This is a genomic window from Saccharopolyspora sp. CA-218241 (assembly GCF_050954615.1).
Classification (GTDB): Bacteria; Actinomycetota; Actinomycetes; order Mycobacteriales; family Pseudonocardiaceae; genus Saccharopolyspora; species Saccharopolyspora cebuensis.
Genome location: NZ_CP191860.1, coordinates 2,699,128 through 2,715,085 on the forward strand (window position 1 = coordinate 2,699,128; position 15,958 = coordinate 2,715,085).

General features: G+C 73.9%; 14 protein-coding genes. 9 read left to right on the plus strand and 5 right to left on the minus strand.

Features of this window, described 5'->3' with window-relative positions:
- The first annotated feature begins 10 nt into the window (after positions 1-10).
- Positions 11-1,099: a Zn-dependent alcohol dehydrogenase gene (locus tag ACQP0T_RS12945; protein ID WP_433873272.1), complete on the plus strand. Its 1,089-nt coding sequence runs from the start codon at positions 11-13 to the stop codon at positions 1,097-1,099.
- 57 nt (positions 1,100-1,156) lie between these two features.
- Here ACQP0T_RS12945 and ACQP0T_RS12950 read toward each other — a convergent pair whose 3' ends face one another.
- The 3 genes from ACQP0T_RS12950 to ACQP0T_RS12960 form a co-directional block, all read right to left on the minus strand.
- Positions 1,157-2,365, minus strand: a complete 1,209-nt coding sequence (locus ACQP0T_RS12950; RefSeq protein WP_433873274.1) for an acetyl-CoA C-acetyltransferase — start codon at positions 2,363-2,365, stop codon at positions 1,157-1,159.
- A gap of 126 nt (positions 2,366-2,491) precedes the next feature.
- Positions 2,492-3,289: an NAD-dependent epimerase/dehydratase family protein gene (locus ACQP0T_RS12955; RefSeq protein ID WP_433873276.1), complete on the minus strand. Its 798-nt coding sequence runs from the start codon at positions 3,287-3,289 to the stop codon at positions 2,492-2,494.
- A gap of 88 nt (positions 3,290-3,377) precedes the next feature.
- A complete protein-coding gene (locus ACQP0T_RS12960; protein ID WP_433873278.1) occupies positions 3,378-3,836 on the minus strand; it encodes a MarR family winged helix-turn-helix transcriptional regulator in 459 nt (152 codons plus the stop codon).
- 266 nt (positions 3,837-4,102) lie between these two features.
- Here ACQP0T_RS12960 and ACQP0T_RS12965 point away from each other — a divergent pair, with 266 nt between their 5' ends.
- Together ACQP0T_RS12965 and ACQP0T_RS12970 are read left to right on the plus strand one after the other, a co-directional pair.
- Positions 4,103-5,065, plus strand: a complete 963-nt coding sequence (locus ACQP0T_RS12965) for a ring-cleaving dioxygenase (protein WP_433873279.1) — start codon at positions 4,103-4,105, stop codon at positions 5,063-5,065.
- Positions 5,062-5,676 (plus strand): alpha/beta hydrolase, encoded by a 615-nt coding sequence (locus tag ACQP0T_RS12970; protein WP_433873280.1) that lies wholly within the window; start codon positions 5,062-5,064, stop codon positions 5,674-5,676. Before ACQP0T_RS12965 ends, ACQP0T_RS12970 begins: the two co-directional genes overlap by 4 nt.
- A gap of 42 nt (positions 5,677-5,718) precedes the next feature.
- Here ACQP0T_RS12970 and ACQP0T_RS12975 read toward each other — a convergent pair whose 3' ends face one another.
- The gene (locus ACQP0T_RS12975; protein WP_433873282.1) at positions 5,719-6,294 is read right to left on the minus strand and encodes a 4'-phosphopantetheinyl transferase family protein; all 576 of its coding nucleotides are present in this window, start codon (positions 6,292-6,294) and stop codon (positions 5,719-5,721) included.
- A 166-nt stretch (positions 6,295-6,460) separates the two neighbouring features.
- Here ACQP0T_RS12975 and ACQP0T_RS12980 point away from each other — a divergent pair, with 166 nt between their 5' ends.
- From ACQP0T_RS12980 to ACQP0T_RS12995, 4 genes are all read left to right on the plus strand, one after another.
- Positions 6,461-6,916, plus strand: coding sequence for a cupin domain-containing protein (locus ACQP0T_RS12980; RefSeq protein ID WP_433873284.1), 456 nt, complete (start codon positions 6,461-6,463; stop codon positions 6,914-6,916).
- Between the two features lie 125 nt (positions 6,917-7,041).
- Positions 7,042-8,751: an AMP-binding protein gene (locus ACQP0T_RS12985; RefSeq protein ID WP_433873286.1), complete on the plus strand. Its 1,710-nt coding sequence runs from the start codon at positions 7,042-7,044 to the stop codon at positions 8,749-8,751.
- A complete protein-coding gene (locus ACQP0T_RS12990; RefSeq protein WP_433873288.1) occupies positions 8,748-11,966 on the plus strand; it encodes a carboxyl transferase domain-containing protein in 3,219 nt (1,072 codons plus the stop codon). The genes ACQP0T_RS12985 and ACQP0T_RS12990 overlap by 4 nt, the downstream gene beginning before the upstream one ends.
- Before the next feature lie 133 nt (positions 11,967-12,099).
- Complete coding sequence (locus ACQP0T_RS12995) at positions 12,100-12,285, plus strand: CsbD family protein (RefSeq protein WP_433873289.1); 186 nt, start codon at positions 12,100-12,102, stop codon at positions 12,283-12,285.
- 54 nt (positions 12,286-12,339) lie between these two features.
- On the opposite strand, the gene ACQP0T_RS13000 is transcribed toward ACQP0T_RS12995, so the two are convergent.
- Positions 12,340-13,908: an FUSC family protein gene (locus tag ACQP0T_RS13000; RefSeq protein ID WP_433873291.1), complete on the minus strand. Its 1,569-nt coding sequence runs from the start codon at positions 13,906-13,908 to the stop codon at positions 12,340-12,342.
- A 43-nt stretch (positions 13,909-13,951) separates the two neighbouring features.
- Between ACQP0T_RS13000 and ACQP0T_RS13005 the strand changes: the two genes are divergently transcribed.
- Positions 13,952-14,443 carry a MarR family winged helix-turn-helix transcriptional regulator gene (locus tag ACQP0T_RS13005; protein WP_433873293.1) on the plus strand — a complete coding sequence of 164 codons (492 nt, stop codon included), beginning with the start codon at positions 13,952-13,954 and terminating at the stop codon, positions 14,441-14,443.
- Positions 14,444-14,593: 150 nt separating this feature from the next.
- Entirely contained in the window at positions 14,594-15,883 is a 1,290-nt protein-coding gene (locus ACQP0T_RS13010) for a glycosyltransferase family 87 protein (protein WP_433873295.1), read from the plus strand.
- Positions 15,884-15,958: the final 75 nt, after the last annotated feature.

Here is a 15,958-nt window from a genome sequence, read left to right on the forward strand (position 1 = left end):
AGTGACCGCCATGCAGTGCAAGGCCGCAGTGTTGGAATCCGCCCCCGGACCGCTCGTGATCGGCGAGATCGACGTCGATTCCCCGGCTCCCGATGAAATCCTCGTCCGCACGGTGGCGGCCGGGGTGTGCCACTCCGACCTGCACTTCATGGAGGGCAAGTACCCGTACCCGCTGCCCGTCGTGCTCGGGCACGAATCGGCCGGGGTGGTGGAGGCGGTCGGCGACCGGGTCACCGGGTTCGCCCCCGGCGACCACGTCATCACCTGCCTGTCGGTGTTCTGCGGGCGGTGCGACTACTGCCTGAGCGGACGTCCGCAGCTCTGCTCGAAGGAAGGCGTGCTGCGTCCCTCGTCCGCGCCGCCGCGGCTGAGCCGGGACGGGCAGCCGGTGCACCAGTTCCTCTTCACCTCCAGCTTCGCCGAGTACATGCTGGTCCACCAGCACGGCGCGGTGAAGATCCGGGAGGACATGCCGCTGGACAAGGCCGCGCTCATCGGGTGCGGGGTCACCACCGGCGCCGGCGCGGTGATCAACACCGCCGGGGTGCGGCCGGGCGAGACGGTGGCTGTGGTCGGGTGCGGCGGCATCGGGCTCTCCGCGTTGCAGGGCGCGGTGATCGCGGGCGCCGGCCGGGTGATCGCGATCGACCGGGTGGCGAGCAAGCTCGACCTGGCGCGGCGGTTCGGCGCCACCGACGTGATCAACGCCGCCGAGGTGGACGCCGTGGCGGCGGTGCGCGAGCTCACCGCGGGAGGCGTGGAGCACTCCTTCGAGGCGGTCGGCGTGGCCAGCGCCGCGCAGCAGTGCTTCGACATGCTGCGGCCGGGCGGTACCGCCACCATCATCGGGATGATCCCGGTGGGGGAGAAGGTGGAGATCGACGGGCCGTCGTTGTTGCAGGAGAAGCGGATCCAGGGTTCGACGATGGGCTCGAACCGGTTCCGGGTGGACATGCCGCGCTACGTCGACATGTACCTGGCGGGCAAGCTGGACCTGGATTCGATGGTGAGCGGCACGGTCGGGCTCGAGGGCATCAACGAGGCCTACGACGAGCTCAAGCTCGGTGAGGTCGCCCGGCAGATCGTGCTCTTCGACTGACCGGGCGCTCCGGTCCGCGGCGCACCCGCACCGCGGACCGGAGCGCGGCCCGGCGGCTCAGATCCGCTCGAACACCGCCGCCAGGCCCTGCCCGCCGCCGATGCACATCGTCTCCAGGCCGTACCGCGCGTCGCGGCGGTGCATCTCGCGCGCGAGGGTGGCCAGGATGCGGCCGCCGGTGGCGCCCAGCGGGTGCCCCAGCGAGATGCCGGAGCCGTTGACGTTGAGCCGGTCGAAGTCGGCTTCGGCGAGCCGCCACTCCCGGGTGCAGGCGAGGACCTGCGCGGCGAACGCCTCGTTCAGCTCGATCAGATCCACATCGGACAGTTCGAGCCCGGCGCGCCGCAGCGCGGTCGCGGTGGCGGGCACCGGGCCGATGCCCATCGTGCGCGGCGCGACCCCGGCCCGGGCCCAGGACACCAGCCGGACCAGCGGGCGCAGGCCCAGCTCCGCGGCCCGCTCCGGCGTGGTCACCACGCAGACCGCGGCGGCGTCGTTCTGCCCGCTGGCGTTGCCCGCCGTGACGGTGGCCTCCGGGTCCTGCCCGCCCATGATCGGCCGCAGCGCCGCCAGCGACTCCGCGGTGGTGTCCGGGCGCGGGTGCTCGTCGGCGTCGACCACGGTCTCGCCCTTGCGCGAGCGCACCGCCACCGGCACGATCTCGTCGTCGAAGCGGCCGTCGGCGATGGCCGCCGCCGCCCGCTGCTGGGAACGCGCGGCGAGCTCGTCCTGCTCAGCGCGGGGGATGCCGTACTCGCGCCGCAGGTTCTCGGCGGTCTCGATCATGCCGCCCGGCACCGGGTGGTTCTCGCCGCCCGCGGTCACCCGGCCGCGCCCCAGCGAGTCGTGCAGCTCCAGACCGCCGCCGCGCACGCCCCACCGCGCCTCGGTGGTGTAGAGCGGCGCGGTGCTCATGCTCTCCACGCCGCCTGCCAGCAGGACGTCGCCGACCCCGGTCTGCACCTGCATCGCGGCGTCGAGCACCGCCTGCAACCCGGAGCCGCACCGCCGGTCCACCTGGGTTCCGCCTACCTCGACGGGCAGCCCGGCGTCCAGCGCCGCCACCCGGCCGATCGCGGGGGCGTCGCTGGTGGGGTAGCAGTGCCCGAGGACCACCTCGTCGATCGCGTCGCCGGGCAGCCCGGTGCGCTCCAGCAGCGCCCGGATCGCGGTGGTGGCCAGTTCGGCGGCGGGCACCGTCGTGAACACCCCGCCGAACCGGCCGATCGGGGTCCGCAGCGGTTCGCAGATGACCGCTTCGCGCATGTCGTTCCTCCAGCTTCGTGCGTGGGCCTCGTCGGCAGCGCGGCGCTGTCGGCGCGGGACTTGATGCTCGTGCCCGGCGGCTCCGGCGGGAACCCCGGAGCCGGCCGGATCACATCGGTTCGCCGATCACATCGGTTCGCCCAGGGCTGCGGTGGTGAACGTCCCGCCGAGGAAGTCCCGCTCGGTGCCGGGCGGGAAGAACCGCACCTGGTCGGCGAAGACCTCGGCGTCGTCGCGCGGGTGGTAGCCGATCGCCTCGCCCTCGGCCCGGGAGACCAGGCGCCGGGTGTTCGCCGAGACGCCCCAGACGACCCGGAACCCGGGGGAGGGCGTGCTCAGGCACGCCTCGAACAGCCGCCCGCCGTCCTCGGGGGACAGCCAGATCGACAGGCCGCGCTCGTCGTCCGGCCGGTCGCCGTAGGCCCCGATGCGCAGGCAGAGCACGTCCATCCCGTACCGGGAGTGGTAGAGGCTGCCCAGCGCCTCGGTGGCCGCCTTGCTGAACCCGTAGTAGGTGTCCGGGCGCGGCGCGGCCTCGGCGGGCAGGTCGGTTCCGGTCGCGGGATGGAACCCGGCGGCGTGGTTGCTGGAGGCCAGCACCACCCGCGGCACGCCCGCGCCGCGCGCGGCCTCCAATAGGGCGCGGGTGCCGTCCACGTTGACCGCGAGGATCCGTTCCCAGGTGTTCTCCACCGGCAGCGCGGCCAGGTGCAGCACCGCGTCGACGTCCCGGCAGGCCTCGGTCAGCAGCGCGGTGTCGGTCACCGAGCCGGCCATCGGTTCCACGTCCTCGCCGGGCCCGCCCTCCGGCGGCGCGACCTTGTCCAGCAGCCGCAGCGTCCGGCCGGGTGCGCGCAACCTCTCGCGCAGCATCCGGCCGATGGTGCCCGAGGCACCGGTGATCAGGATCCGTTCGGTCGCCATCGTCGTCCTCTCCGGTCGGCGGAGTGGCGCGCGCCGACCGGACACCATCCGATCACCGGTGGGACGCAACGTCCAGTCGGGACACCGGTCAGCCGTTGGCGCCGCGCAGGGTGCGCATCGCGTCGGCCAGCGCCGCCGCGCGGTCCTCGCCGAGCGGGTCCAGCACGCTCTCGCGCAGCACCCGGGCGCAGAGCTGCCGCGCGTCCTCGGCCCGCTCCCGCCCGCGCTGGGTGAGCACCGCGTAGGTGACGCGGCGGTCGGTCTCGCAGGGTTCGCGGCGGATCAGCCCGGCGGTGGCCAACCGGTCGGCGACCTTGGTGAACCCGCCGCTGCTCAACGCCGCTTCGCGGGCCAGCCGGGTCATCGGCATCCGCTGCTCGGGGGTGCGCACGAGCCGGATCAGGATGTCGAAGGAGGCGGGGGCCAGCCCGAAGCGGGCGTCGATCTCCCGCATCAGCCGGTCCTGGGTGACGTGGTAACCCTCGATCACCAGACCCCACCAGGTGACGATCTCGTCGTCATCGGTCCGCGCGTCCGGCTCACCCACGGTTGCTCCCTCCGCCGCGTCTCGTGCGTCCCGGAAGTCTAACAGCTCCCACGCGAAACTCTTGCATGGAAGATAAATTCTGGGTAATCTCTTTCTAGAAAGTGATTGGGCGCGGCGGGCGGGAGCCACATCGCCCGCGGTGCGGGCCGAGCGGCTCGTCGTCATCGCGGCGACACTGAACGCCGACCGCGCCGCGACCCGATCCGGGTGCGCGACCGACGAGGGGCCGGCCGCGCGTCCGCGACGACCGATCGCAGGAGTCCACCATGACCATCGCCACCAGCGGGCTGCACCACGTCACCGCGATCGCGGGCGACCCGCAGCGCAACGTCGACTTCTACCTGCGGGCGCTGGGCCTGCGGCTGGTGAAGACGACCGTCAACTTCGACGACCCCGGCACCTACCACCTGTACTACGGCGACGAGGCGGGCGCGCCCGGTTCGCTGATCACCTTCTTCCCGTGGCGGGACGCGCCGAGCGGACGCCGCGGCGCGGGGCAGGCGACCACCACGTCGCTGTCGGTCCCGGCGAACTCGCTGGGCTGGTGGAAGCAACACCTGACCGGTCTGGGCATCGAGGTGGGCGAGGTCGCCGCTCGCGACGGCGAAGAGGCCCTGGGCTTCCGCGATCCCGACGGTCTCGCGCTCGCGCTGGTCGCGCACCCGCAGGGCGACCCGCGGGTGCCGTGGGACAACGGGCACGTCCCCGCCGAGCACGCGATCCGCGGCCTGCACTCGGTGACCCTCTCGGTGCACCGGGACGAGGCCACCGCGGGGATGCTCGGGGACCTCGGGCTGCGGCTGGTCGCCGAGGAGGGCGACCGGCTGCGCTTCGCCGCCGGCGACGGCGGGCCTGGTGCGTTCGTCGACGTCCAGGTGTCCCCGGACGCGCCGCGCGGACTGGTCGCCGCGGGGACCGTGCACCACGTCGCCTGGCGGGCACCGGACGAGGAGACCCAGCGGCGCTGGCGCGCCGAGCTCGTCGACGACGGGGTGGAGGTCACCTCCGTGCTGGACCGCCAGTACTTCCGGTCGATCTACTTCCGGGAGCCGGGCGGCACGCTGCTGGAGATCGCCACCGACGAGCCCGGTTTCACCGCCGACGAGCCGCTGCTGGAGCTGGGCCGCGCGCTCAAGCTCCCGCCGTGGCTGGAGCCGAACCGGGAGCAGATCGAAAACCTGCTGCCCACGCTGGACCTGCCGAGCGAGAACGACTTGGAGCGAGGATGAGCGGGCTCACCCACGAATTCCACGACGGCGTCCCGGACGCCCCGCTGCTGCTCCTGCTGCACGGCACCGGCGGCGGCCCCGGCGACCTGGTCCGCCTCGCGCGCGAGATCAGCCCCGGTTCGCCGCTGCTGGCTCCGCTGGGTCCGGTGTCGGAGAACGGCGCCGCGCGCTGGTTCCGCCGGCTCGCCGAGGGCGTCTTCGACCACGAGGACGTGGTCGCCCGCACCGGTCAGCTCGCGGAGTTCGTCACCGCCGCGCGGCAGGAGCACGGCGTCGCCGACCGCCGCGTGGTGGCGGTCGGCTTCTCCAACGGCGCCAACATCGCGGCGGCCCTGGCCCTGCTGCGGCCCGAAGTGCTCGACGAGGCGGTGCTGTTCTCCGCGATGCTGCCGCTGCCGGACTCCCCGGAGCGGGACCTGTCCGGCAGCCGGGTGCTGCTCTCCGGCGGCCAGCGCGATCCGATGGCCCCGATGGTGGCGGCCCGCGACCTGGTCGCGGTGCTGCGCGGCCGCGGCGCCGAGGTCACCGAGCACTGGCACGAGGGCGGCCACCAGATCACCTTCGAGGCCATCGACCTGGCGAAGCGGTGGATCAGCGCACCACCGCGGTGACCACGACGCCGCCTTCCCGGTGCCAGCGGCCGTTGAACCCGGTCAGCGGCTCGCCGTCGACCACCGGGGGCGGGACGAGCAGCTCGGCCCGGAAGGTGCCCCCGGGTCGAGCTCGACCCGCGCCTGCTCGAACTCCAGCCAGGCGCGGGTCAGCGGGTACCACGCCTTGTAGACCGATTCCTTGGCGCTGAACAGGATCCGGTCCCACGGCAGATCGGTGCCCAGCGCGGCGAGCGCGCGGCGCTCCTCCGGCAGCGCGATCACCTCGCCGACGCCCCCGGGCAGCGGGGAGTCCGGCTCGGCGTCGATCCCCAGCGCCCGCCAGCGCCCGGCGCGGACCACCGCCGCGGCGCGGTACCCGTCGCAGTGCGTGATGCTGCCCAGCACGCCGTCCGGCCAGCGCGGTGCCCCGCGCTCGTCGCGCAGCAGCGGCGCGTCGGCGACGCCGAGCTCGCGCAGCGCGCGGCGGGCGCACCACCGCCCGGTGCCGAACTCCCGCCTGCGCTTGTCCACGGCGCGGCGGACCAGCGCTTCCTCGGCCGGGAACAGCGCCACGTCCGGCGGGTCCTCGCGCGCCTCGGCGACCCGGACCTCGGGCGGCAGGATCCGTTCGATCACGCGGCACCCGCGCGGCGGTCGGGGAGGAGCACGGTCCCACGGTAGCCCGCGAGCGCGGCGCACCACCCCGGAGGGCCGTTCGGCGCGAGCGCCGGGTTCACCGGGACTTCCGGTGCGCCCCGCCGCTGTGCTACCGGTGCGGTGCGGACCACACGAGGAGGATGCCATGGCCGACGCGTTCCACCCGGACTTCCCGGCGGCGGGAGCGGCACCGCTGCGCTCCCGGCTGCACCACGTGCGCGCCGCCGACCTGGACACCGGCACCGCGCAGACCGGGGGGATGCGGCGGCTGGCCGCGATCAGCGGTGACCTCGTCGGGGCGGAGCGGATCTGGATGGGCGAGACGCGGGTGGCGCCCGCGACCGCCTCGGACGACCACCACCACGGCGAGTCGGAGACGGCGATCCACGTGGTCAGCGGCCATCCCGAGTTCGTCTTCCACGACGGCACCGAGGAGGTCCGGCTCCGCACCGGGCCCGGCGACTACGTCTTCGTGCCGCCGTTCGTCCCGCACCGGGAGGAGAACCCGGATCCGGACGAGCAGGCCGTGGTGGTGATCGCCCGCAGCACGCAGGAGGCCATCGTGGTGAACCTGCCCGGGCTCTACCCGCTGGAGCCCTGAGCCCCCTCCCGATCGGCGCGGACTGGTCCATCCGTGTGTTGACACGCCGCCCTGGCGGAACAACGCTGGTGCCGTGCGACCGACTGGTCGGTATGCCGCAGCGGCGCGGGCGGGAGGAGACCGGCATGGACGTGGAGCGCTACCTCGACGACCTGCGAGAACGGCAACGCCGGAGCTGGCCGGAGGGCATCGCGCGGCAGGTGGTCCACCCGCTCGGCGAGATCGCGGTGACCGACCACCTGCGGCACTGGGCCCGGGAGCGCCCGGCGCACCCGGCGATCGTCTACTACGGCACCGAGATCACCTACGCGGAGCTCGACGAGGCGGTCGACCGGTTCGCCGGCTGGCTGCTCGGCGTCGGGGTCCGCCCCGGCGACCGGGTGGGCGTGCTGCTGCCGAACTGCCCCCAGTTCACCGTCGCGATGCTCGGCATCCTGCGCGCGGGCGCGGTGCACGTGCCGGTCAACCCGATGTTCCAGCAGCACGAACTGCGCCACGAACTCCGCGACGCCGGGGTCGAGGTGCTGGTCGCGGCGACCGAGCTGCTCCCGCTCGTGGAGCAGGTCCGCGCCGACACCCCGCTGCGCGAGGTGCTGGCCACCTCCCCGGCCGACTTCGTCCCGGCCGATCCGGCGATCCCGGTCCCGCCTGCGCTGCACCGGGCTCCGCCCGGCGAGCAGTGGTCCCGGGTGTCCGCCTCGCCGCGGGCACCGCACCGCGACGCCGACCTCGACGCCCTGGCCGCGCTGAACTACACCGGCGGCACCACCGGGATGCCCAAGGGCTGCGAGCACACCCAGCGGCACATGCTCTACACCGCCGTGACCGCGCGCGCCGCGCGTCCGCCGCGGCGCGACGACGGCCCCGACGTCTACCTCGGCTACGTGCCGGTGTTCTGGATCGCCGGGGAGGACTTCGGCATCCTGGTGCCGATCGTGCACGGCGCCACGGTGGTGCTGCTCAACCGCTGGGACGCCACCGCGGTGCTGCGCGCCGTCGAGCGCTACCGGGTGACCGACGTCGTGGGCACGGTGGACAACTACGTCGAGCTGATGGAGCACCCGGAGTTCGCCACCCGGAATCTGTCCAGCGTGGACAACCCGCGCTCGATGTCGTTCGTGCGCAAGCTGACTCCGCAGCTGCGTCGCCGGTGGTCGGACCGGGTCGGCGCGCACAGCGTGCTGCGCGAGGCCTCCTACGGGATGACCGAGACGCACACCGCCGACACCTTCACCTACGGGTTCGCCGACGACGATCGGGACCTGCGCTCGGAGCCGGTGTTCTGCGGCCTTCCGGTGCCGGGCACGGAATTCGCGGTGGTCGACCCGGAGGACGGCGCACCGCTGCCGCTGGGCGAGCGCGGTGCGATCGCCATCCGCACCCCGTCGCTGCTGACCGGCTACTGGCGCCGCCCGGACGCCGACGCCGAAGTGCTGCGCGACGGCTGGCTGCGCACCGGTGACATCGGGCTGGTCGACGAGGACGGCTGCCTGCACTACCTGGGCCGGGACAAGGAGATGATCAAGGTGAACGGGATGAGCGTGTTCCCCTCGGAGGTGGAGGCGCTGCTCGCCCGGCACCCCGACGTGCTCGGCGCGGCGGTGGTGCCGGTGCCCGATCCGGCGACGGGGCAGCGGCCGCTCGCCTTCGTCGTGCCGGTCCCGGGAGCGGAGCCGGACGCGGCGGCGCTGCGCGGCTGGGCGGAATCGAACATGGCCCGCTACAAGGTGCCGAGGTTCGAGATCGTCGCCGAACTGCCGATGACCGCCACCGGGAAGGTCAAGAAGGGCGACCTGCTCGACCGCGCCCGCCGACTCGTCGAGGAGGACGCGTGAGGTCGCCGCGTCGACTGCTGGTCGCCAACCGTGGCGAGATCGCCCGCCGGGTGTGCCGGGCCGCCGAGGTCCTGGAGATCCGCTCGATCGGCGTGCACACCGCCGACGACGCCGACGCCCCGCACCTGGACGGCTGCGACGAGGTGGTGGCGCTGCCCGGCACCGGTGCGGCCGGCTACCTCGACGTGGCGGCGGTCGTCGACGCCGCCCGCCGGGCCGGTGCGGACGCGGTCCACCCGGGCTACGGGTTCCTCTCCGAGAGCGCCGCGCTCGCCGACGCCTGCGCGCGCGCCGGGCTGACCTTCGTCGGACCGGCGCCGGACCTGCTGGAGCTGTTCGGCGACAAGGCGAAGGCGCGCGCCCTGGCCGCCGAGCTCGACGTGCCGGTGCTGCCCGGCACCGCCGCGGCCACCGAGCGGGACGCGCGCGCCTTCCTCGACGCCGTCGCGCCGGCCGCGGTGCTGATCAAGGCGGTGGCGGGCGGCGGCGGTCGCGGGATGCGGGTGGTCGACGACGCCGACGAGCTGGCCGCGGCGTTCCGCGCCTGCGGCGCCGAGGCGCGGGCCGCCTTCGGTTCCGGGGAGCTCTACGTCGAACGGCTGCTCACCGGCGCCAGGCACGTCGAGGTGCAGCTCGTCGGCGACGGCCGCGAGGTGGCGCACCTGTGGGACCGGGATTGCAGCGTCCAGCGCAGGCACCAGAAGCTCATCGAGGTGGCCCCCGCCGAGGGGCTGGACCCCGAGGTGCGGCGGCGGGTGCTGGCGGCGGCGACCCGGCTGCTCGGCGGGTCCGGCTACCGGGGCCTGGCCACCGCGGAATTCCTCGTCACCGGCGAGGAATTCTTCTTCCTGGAGGTCAACCCGCGGTTGCAGGTCGAGCACACCGTCACCGAGGAGGTGCTCGGGCTTGACCTGGTCCGCACCCAGCTCGAACTGGCGGCGGGTGCCGGCCTCGCGGCGGTCGGACTGGCCCCGGAGCGGGTGCCGGAACCCCGGGGCAGCGCGGTGCAGATCCGGGTCAACGCCGAGACCATGACCGCCGACGGCGAGGTCCTTCCGCGCTCCGGCGCGCTCACCCGGTTCGACTTGCCGACCGGGCGCGGCATCCGGGTCGAGGCGGCCGCCCGCGCGGGACACCGCACGCACCCCGGGTTCGACTCGCTGCTGGCCAAGGTCGTGGTGCACGAGCCGACCGGGTTCGCCGCCGCCCGCCGGTCGGCGCTGCGGGCCCTCGGCGAGACCCGGATCGAGGGCGTGGACACCAATCTCGCGGTGCAGCGGGCGATCCTCGGCTCCGACGAGTTCGCGGAGGGGCGTTGGCGCACCGGGACCGCCGACGAGCGCCTCGCCGCGCTGGTACCCGCCGCACCGGGACCGGTGCCGAGCGGTGAACCGGGTGCGGTGGCCGCCCCGCTGAGCGGATTGGTGGTCGCCGTCGAGGTCGCCGAGGGCGACCCGGTGGCGCCCGGCCAGGTGCTGCTGGTCCTGGAGGCGATGAAGATGCAGCACGCGGTCCGGGCCGACCGCGGTGGCCGGGTGGCGCGGATCGAACACCGGGAGGGCGAGCTCGTCGAGGCCGGGTGCCCGGTCGCGCTGGTGCTGGGCAGCGACGACCCGGCGGTGGCCGAGCGGGTCGACGACACCCCCGATCCGGACCACGTCCGGCCCGACCTCGCCCGGTTGCGGGCCCGCGCGGAGCTGCTCGCCGACGGCAGCAGACCCGAGGCGGTGCGCAAGCGGCACGCGCTGGGGTTGCGCACGGCTCGGGAGAACGTCGCCGATCTCGTCGATGCGGGCAGCTTCACCGAGTACGGCCGGTTCGCCGTCGCGGCGCAGCGCTCCCGGCGCGAGCTCGACGACCTGCTCCGCAACACCCCCGCCGACGGCATGGTCACCGGCGTCGGCCGGGTCAACGGGGAGCACTTCGGGCCCGAGCGCAGCACCTGCGCGGTGCTCGCCTACGACTACGCGGTGCTGGCCGGGACCCAGGGCTACTACAACCACCGCAAGACCGACCGGGTGCTGGAGGTCGCCCGGCAGCGCGATTACCCGGTCGTGCTGTTCGCCGAGGGCGGTGGGGGCCGGCCCGGTGATGTGGACGTCCCCAAGGGCGGCGGCCTGAACACCCCGTCGTTCCTCGCGCTGGGCGAGCTCAGCGGACGGGTGCCCACCGTCGGCATCGCCGCGGGGCGCTGCTTCGCGGGCAACGCCGCGCTGCTGGGCACCTGCGACGTGGTGATCGCCACGCGGGACGCCACCATCGGCATGGGCGGTCCGGCGATGATCGAGGGCGGTGGGCTCGGCGTGCACCGCCCGGAGGACATCGGTCCGATCGACGTGCAGACCGCCAACGGCGTGGTGGACGTGGCCGTCGCCGACGAGGCGGAGGCGGTGTCGGTGGCCCGGCGCTACCTCGGCTACTTCCAGGGCGACCTGCTCGGCGCCGACGCCGCCGACCAGCGCCTGCTGCGCCACGTGGTACCCGAGGACCGCAAGCGCGCCTACGACGTGCACGCCGCGATCGACCTGCTCTGCGATCCCGGGTCGGTGCTGGAGCTGCGGCCCGGGTTCGGCCGGTGCGCGGTCACCGCGCTGGTCCGGATCGGCGGTCGGCCGATGGGTCTGATCGCCAACAACCCGGTGGTGCTCGGCGGGGCGATCGACGCCGACGGCGCCGACAAGGTGGCGCGGTTGCTGCGGTCGTGCGAGGTGTTCGGGCTGCCGGTGGTCTCGTTGTGCGACACGCCGGGGTTCATGGTCGGCCCGGAATCGGAGAAGACCGCAGCGGTGCGCCACTTCGGCCGGTTGTTCGTGCACGGCGCGCACCTCACCGTGCCGATGGCCACCGTCGTGCTGCGCAAGAGCTACGGGCTGGGCGCGATGGCGATGGCGGGCGGGAGCATGGTCAAGCCCGCGCTGACCGTGGCCTGGCCCAGCGGCGAGGTCGGCGGGATGGGGCTGGAAGGCGCGGTGCGCCTCGGGTTCCGCAAGGAGCTGGAAGCCATCGAGGACCCGGAGCGGCGCCAGCGGCGCTACGACGAGCTCGTCGCGGCGATGTACGAGAACGGCAGCGCGCTCAACACCGCGATGCACCTGGAGATCGACGACGTGATCGACCCCGCCGACACCCGGGAGCTGTTGCTGCGCGCCCTGCCACCGGTGCCGCGCTCCGGGTGGACCAACCCGGCGGCGCACCCGATCGCCGACGTGTGGTGAGCGTCCACAGCGGACGCCGGGTTTGGCCCCGGGGGCCCTCGGGTAGGTCCCGGGTGAGCGGGACCGCGCAGCGGTCCCGTCCGGCCCTGTCCGGCGCACGGCCAGTGCGCGACGTCGTGGAGGAGGTCCACGCATGGCGACCGACGACAAGGCCCAGAACAAGGCCGACGAGCTCAAGGGCCAGGCCAAGGAGAGGATCGGCGACGCCACCGGCAACGAGCAGTGGCAGGCCGAGGGCAAGGCCGAACAGGCGAAGAGCAGCCTGAGGCAGGCCGGCGAGAAGATCAAGGACGCGGTCACGGGCAAGAAGGACCGCTGACCACCCGTCATCCGCGCGGCTCCCCGGGCATTCCGCCCGGGGAGCCGCGTCGGGTCAGCGCACCGGGACCGATTCGGCCAGCAGCTCGTACGCGCGGTGCTCGGTGTCCAGCACCTCCTGGGTGCGCTTCTGCCGCGGCCACAGCTCCCCGTCGGCCAGCGAGTGCGCGTCGCGCAGCGCGAACACCGAGCTCAGCAGGCCCGCCCGGGCGGGGGTGAGCCGCTCCGGATCGCAGGACCGCAGTTCGGCCTGGGCCCGCTCGCAGCGCAGCAGGGCGTGTTCCAGGCGGTGCGCGATGTGCCGGTTGATCAGCAGCAGGCTGACCGCGGTACCGATGGCCGCGCCCACCAGCGTGGTACCCACCCGCTCGGTCACCAGCGCGAAGGACTCGCCGGGCTGGCGCAGCGCGACCAGCGACAGCGCGATCGGGGTGGCGAAGGTGAGGCCCAGCGCGTAGTTGGACATCACCACCAGCTCGGCGGCGACCTGCGCGAGGACCACGACCGCGATGATCACCAGCGGGCCCGGGTCGAAGCTGAACACCACGAGCGTGATCAGGCCGCCGGCCACCGTGCCGCACATGCGCTGCAACGCCCGGTGCCAGGTTCCGGTGGCGTTGGTGGCCTGCAGTACCGAACTGGCCGACACCACCGCCCAGTAGGCGTGGTCGGGGTGCACCGCGGCGACCAGCAGACCGGACACCAGCGCGGCGACCGCCATCCGGGCGGCGTTGGGCAGGTGCGGTTGGACGGCCTGCCACGGGGGGCGGCGCGGCGACCGGACCTCGACCTCCGCGCCCGGGCCCCCCGATTCCGGCACCCGGCCGCGCCGCACCCGCGCGGCCAGTTCCCGCAGCGTCGCGGCGGCACCCGGTTCCGGGCGGTGCAGCACCCGCCGGGCGTGCAGCAGGTGCCCGCGGAGCTGGTCGTGGGTGGCGCGGCCGCTGCTGAGCGTGCCCATCGCGCGCTGCACGGCGGCGTGGGCGTGGTGGCGGGACGCCGGGGTGCCCCGCTCCAAGTGGTCGGCGACCGCGGACGCGGCGCGGGCGGTGGCGACCCGCTGCGGCCCGCTGGGGTGCAGCACCCCGCCTGCCATGCTCAGCGCGTAGGAGAGGGCGGCCGATCCGGCCGCCACCCCGACGTGCAGGGCGACGTCGGACCACTGCTGCGGCACGTACGCGGCGGCTCCGGCGGCGAAGGCGAACATCAGCCCGCCGGGGGCGCCCAACGCCAGCGAGTCGGAGAACAGCTTGGCGGCGGTGGCCACGGCCGCTACCGCGAGGACCTTGGCGATGTCTCCGCCGGAGGCGGCGGAGGTGATCGCGCCGACCGCCACCCCGGCCACGATGCCGACCGCGGTGAGCAGTTGCAGCCAGGCCCGGCGGGAGTAGGTGTCGACCCGGCAGTACAGCGAGGTGAACGAGCCCAGCGCGGCGAAGGGCACCAGGTCGATCCGGTCGAGCGAGACCAGCAGCAGGATCGGGATCGCCATCGACACGCCGACGCGCAACGCGGGTACCAGGACGCCGCCGATCGGCGTGGTCACGCGCAGCGCGTCGCGGGCGCGCAGCACGTGCTTGAGATGGTGCAGGGCGGTGCTCCAGCGGCTCGACTGTTGGTTCACGAGTAAAATATTATCAGGTGTTTTACCGGTAAAAGGAGTCCCGTTGGACGATGCGGTCGGACGGATCCAGGACCAGTGGCGGCGGCAGCGCCCCGACCTGGACGTTTCCTCGGTCGGCGTGGTCGGCCGGGTGCTGCGCCTCACGGCGCTGCTCAAACAGGTGAACGAGACCGCGCTGGCCGAGGACGGGGTCACCGGTGCGGAGTTCGAGGTGCTCAGCGCGCTGCGCCGGGCCGGGGGAGGGTTGCGCCCCAGCGAGCTGACCCGGGAGACGCTGTCCTCGGGCGCGGCCACCACCAAGCGGCTGACCCGGCTCGAATCGCTCGGCCTGATCAGCCGGGCGACCTCGGCCCGGGACCGCAGGGAGGTCGACGTCCGGCTCACCGAGGAGGGCTACGAGCTGATCGACCGGCTGTTCCCGGAGCAGGTCGTCCGCGAGCGCGGCGTGCTCGACGCGCTGACCGAGGACGAGATGGCGCGGCTCGGCACCCTGCTCGCCAAGGCGCTGGCCGGGGTCGAGCGGACGCTCGGATAACGGTGCGGTGACCCGGCCGCGTCGCTGCCGGAGGGCGTTGCGGCCGGTGCGTTAAGGTCTTGCGGTTCTCCAGGGGCGGGTACCGCGGCTCCGCCCTGGCTCCGCGTGATCGGACGACCACGCACGGGTGAACCGTTACCTCCGGGCCGCGTGGACGAAGGGATTCAGTTGGCTCCGGTGCAGTTCGAATCCGGTCGGGCCGTCCTGGACCTCGGCGACCTGCCGGAGCGGCTCCGCGCGGTGGTCGTGGGGCGGTCCCGGACCATCATCGCGGTCTCGGTGCCAGCCCTGCTGGCGTCGCTGGCCGTCATGGTGCTGCTGGGCAGGGCCGGCCTGCACAGCGGCAGCGGGATCGACTACCAGGTCTACCGCTGGGCGGTGCACACCTGGCTGGACGGCGGGGACATCGTCAACTCCGCGCCCACCGTGAGCATCGGCCGGGTCCTGCCGTGGGTGTACCCGCCGTTCGCGCTGCTGCCGCTGCTGCCGTTCGCGCTGCTGCCGTTCTCGGTCGGCCTGTTCGCCCTGTACGCGGTCGACCTGGCGGCGCTGGGCGCGGCCTTGTACCTGGTCACCCGGCATCTGTGGCCATCGGTCGGGCGGCAGGGCGCCCTCGCCGTGGCGATGGCCCTGCTGCCGCTGACGCTGTTCCTGGAGCCCGTCCACTCGTCCTTCGGCCTCGGTCAGGTCAACATCGCGCTGCTGGGCCTGGTCGTGCTCGACACGCTGGTGCGGCACCCGCGCTGGCCGCGCGGAACCCTGATCGGCATCGCGGCGGCGATCAAGCTGACCCCGGCCATCTTCGTGCTGTTCTTCCTGGTCCGCAAGGACTTCCGGGCGATGCTGGTCGCGGTGCTCACCGGTGTCGGGGCGACCCTGGTGGGATTCGTGCTCGACTACCGCGCCGCGTTCTCCTACTGGTTCGGCACCGGACCGGCGCACGGGGTGAGCGGGTCGGCGTTCCACACCAACCAGTCCATCGCCGGGGCGCTGGCGCGCACCGACCTGCCCTCCGGGGTGCAGACCGCGCTGTGGGTGGTCGGCTGCCTGGTGTGCGCGGTGCTGGTGCTGATGGCGATGCGGCGGGTGGAGCCGGTGCTGGCGGTGACCGCCAACGCGCTGCTCGGGCTGCTCATCTCGCCGACCTCGTGGTCGGACCACTGGGTGTGGTGCGTGCCGGGGCTGCTGGTGCTGCTGGGCTGCGCCCTGCGGCTGCGCAGTCCGGGCTGGCTGGCCCTGTTCGTGCTCGGCGTCGTCGCGGCGGTCACCGCGACGTTCCGCGACCAGCCCGCCGGGCCGCCGTGGACCGCCGCGCAGCACCTGATCGGCAATCCCTACCTCCTGTTCGGGCTGCTGCTGGTCGTGCTGCTGTCCCGCTTCGCCGCGCGCGAGGCCCGGCGGCGGTCGCGGCGGTACCCGCCGATGAGCGCCGCCCGCTGAATCCGGCATTCCGCCCGCACCGCCGCGAATCGGGATTCGGCATTCGGGTGCAATTCGTTTCCGGTGCATTTCTCA

Coding starts and splice junctions, on each gene's coding strand:
- ACQP0T_RS12995 (WP_433873289.1), top strand. CDS start 12,100: ATGGCGACCGACGACAAGGCCCAGAACAAGGCCGACGAGCTCAAGGGC.
- ACQP0T_RS12980 (WP_433873284.1), top strand. CDS start 6,461: ATGGCCGACGCGTTCCACCCGGACTTCCCGGCGGCGGGAGCGGCACCG.
- ACQP0T_RS12965 (WP_433873279.1), top strand. CDS start 4,103: ATGACCATCGCCACCAGCGGGCTGCACCACGTCACCGCGATCGCGGGC.
- ACQP0T_RS12970 (WP_433873280.1), top strand. CDS start 5,062: ATGAGCGGGCTCACCCACGAATTCCACGACGGCGTCCCGGACGCCCCG.
- ACQP0T_RS12955 (WP_433873276.1), bottom strand. CDS start 3,289: ATGGCGACCGAACGGATCCTGATCACCGGTGCCTCGGGCACCATCGGC.
- ACQP0T_RS12985 (WP_433873286.1), top strand. CDS start 7,042: ATGGACGTGGAGCGCTACCTCGACGACCTGCGAGAACGGCAACGCCGG.
- ACQP0T_RS12945 (WP_433873272.1), top strand. CDS start 11: ATGCAGTGCAAGGCCGCAGTGTTGGAATCCGCCCCCGGACCGCTCGTG.
- ACQP0T_RS12950 (WP_433873274.1), bottom strand. CDS start 2,365: ATGCGCGAAGCGGTCATCTGCGAACCGCTGCGGACCCCGATCGGCCGG.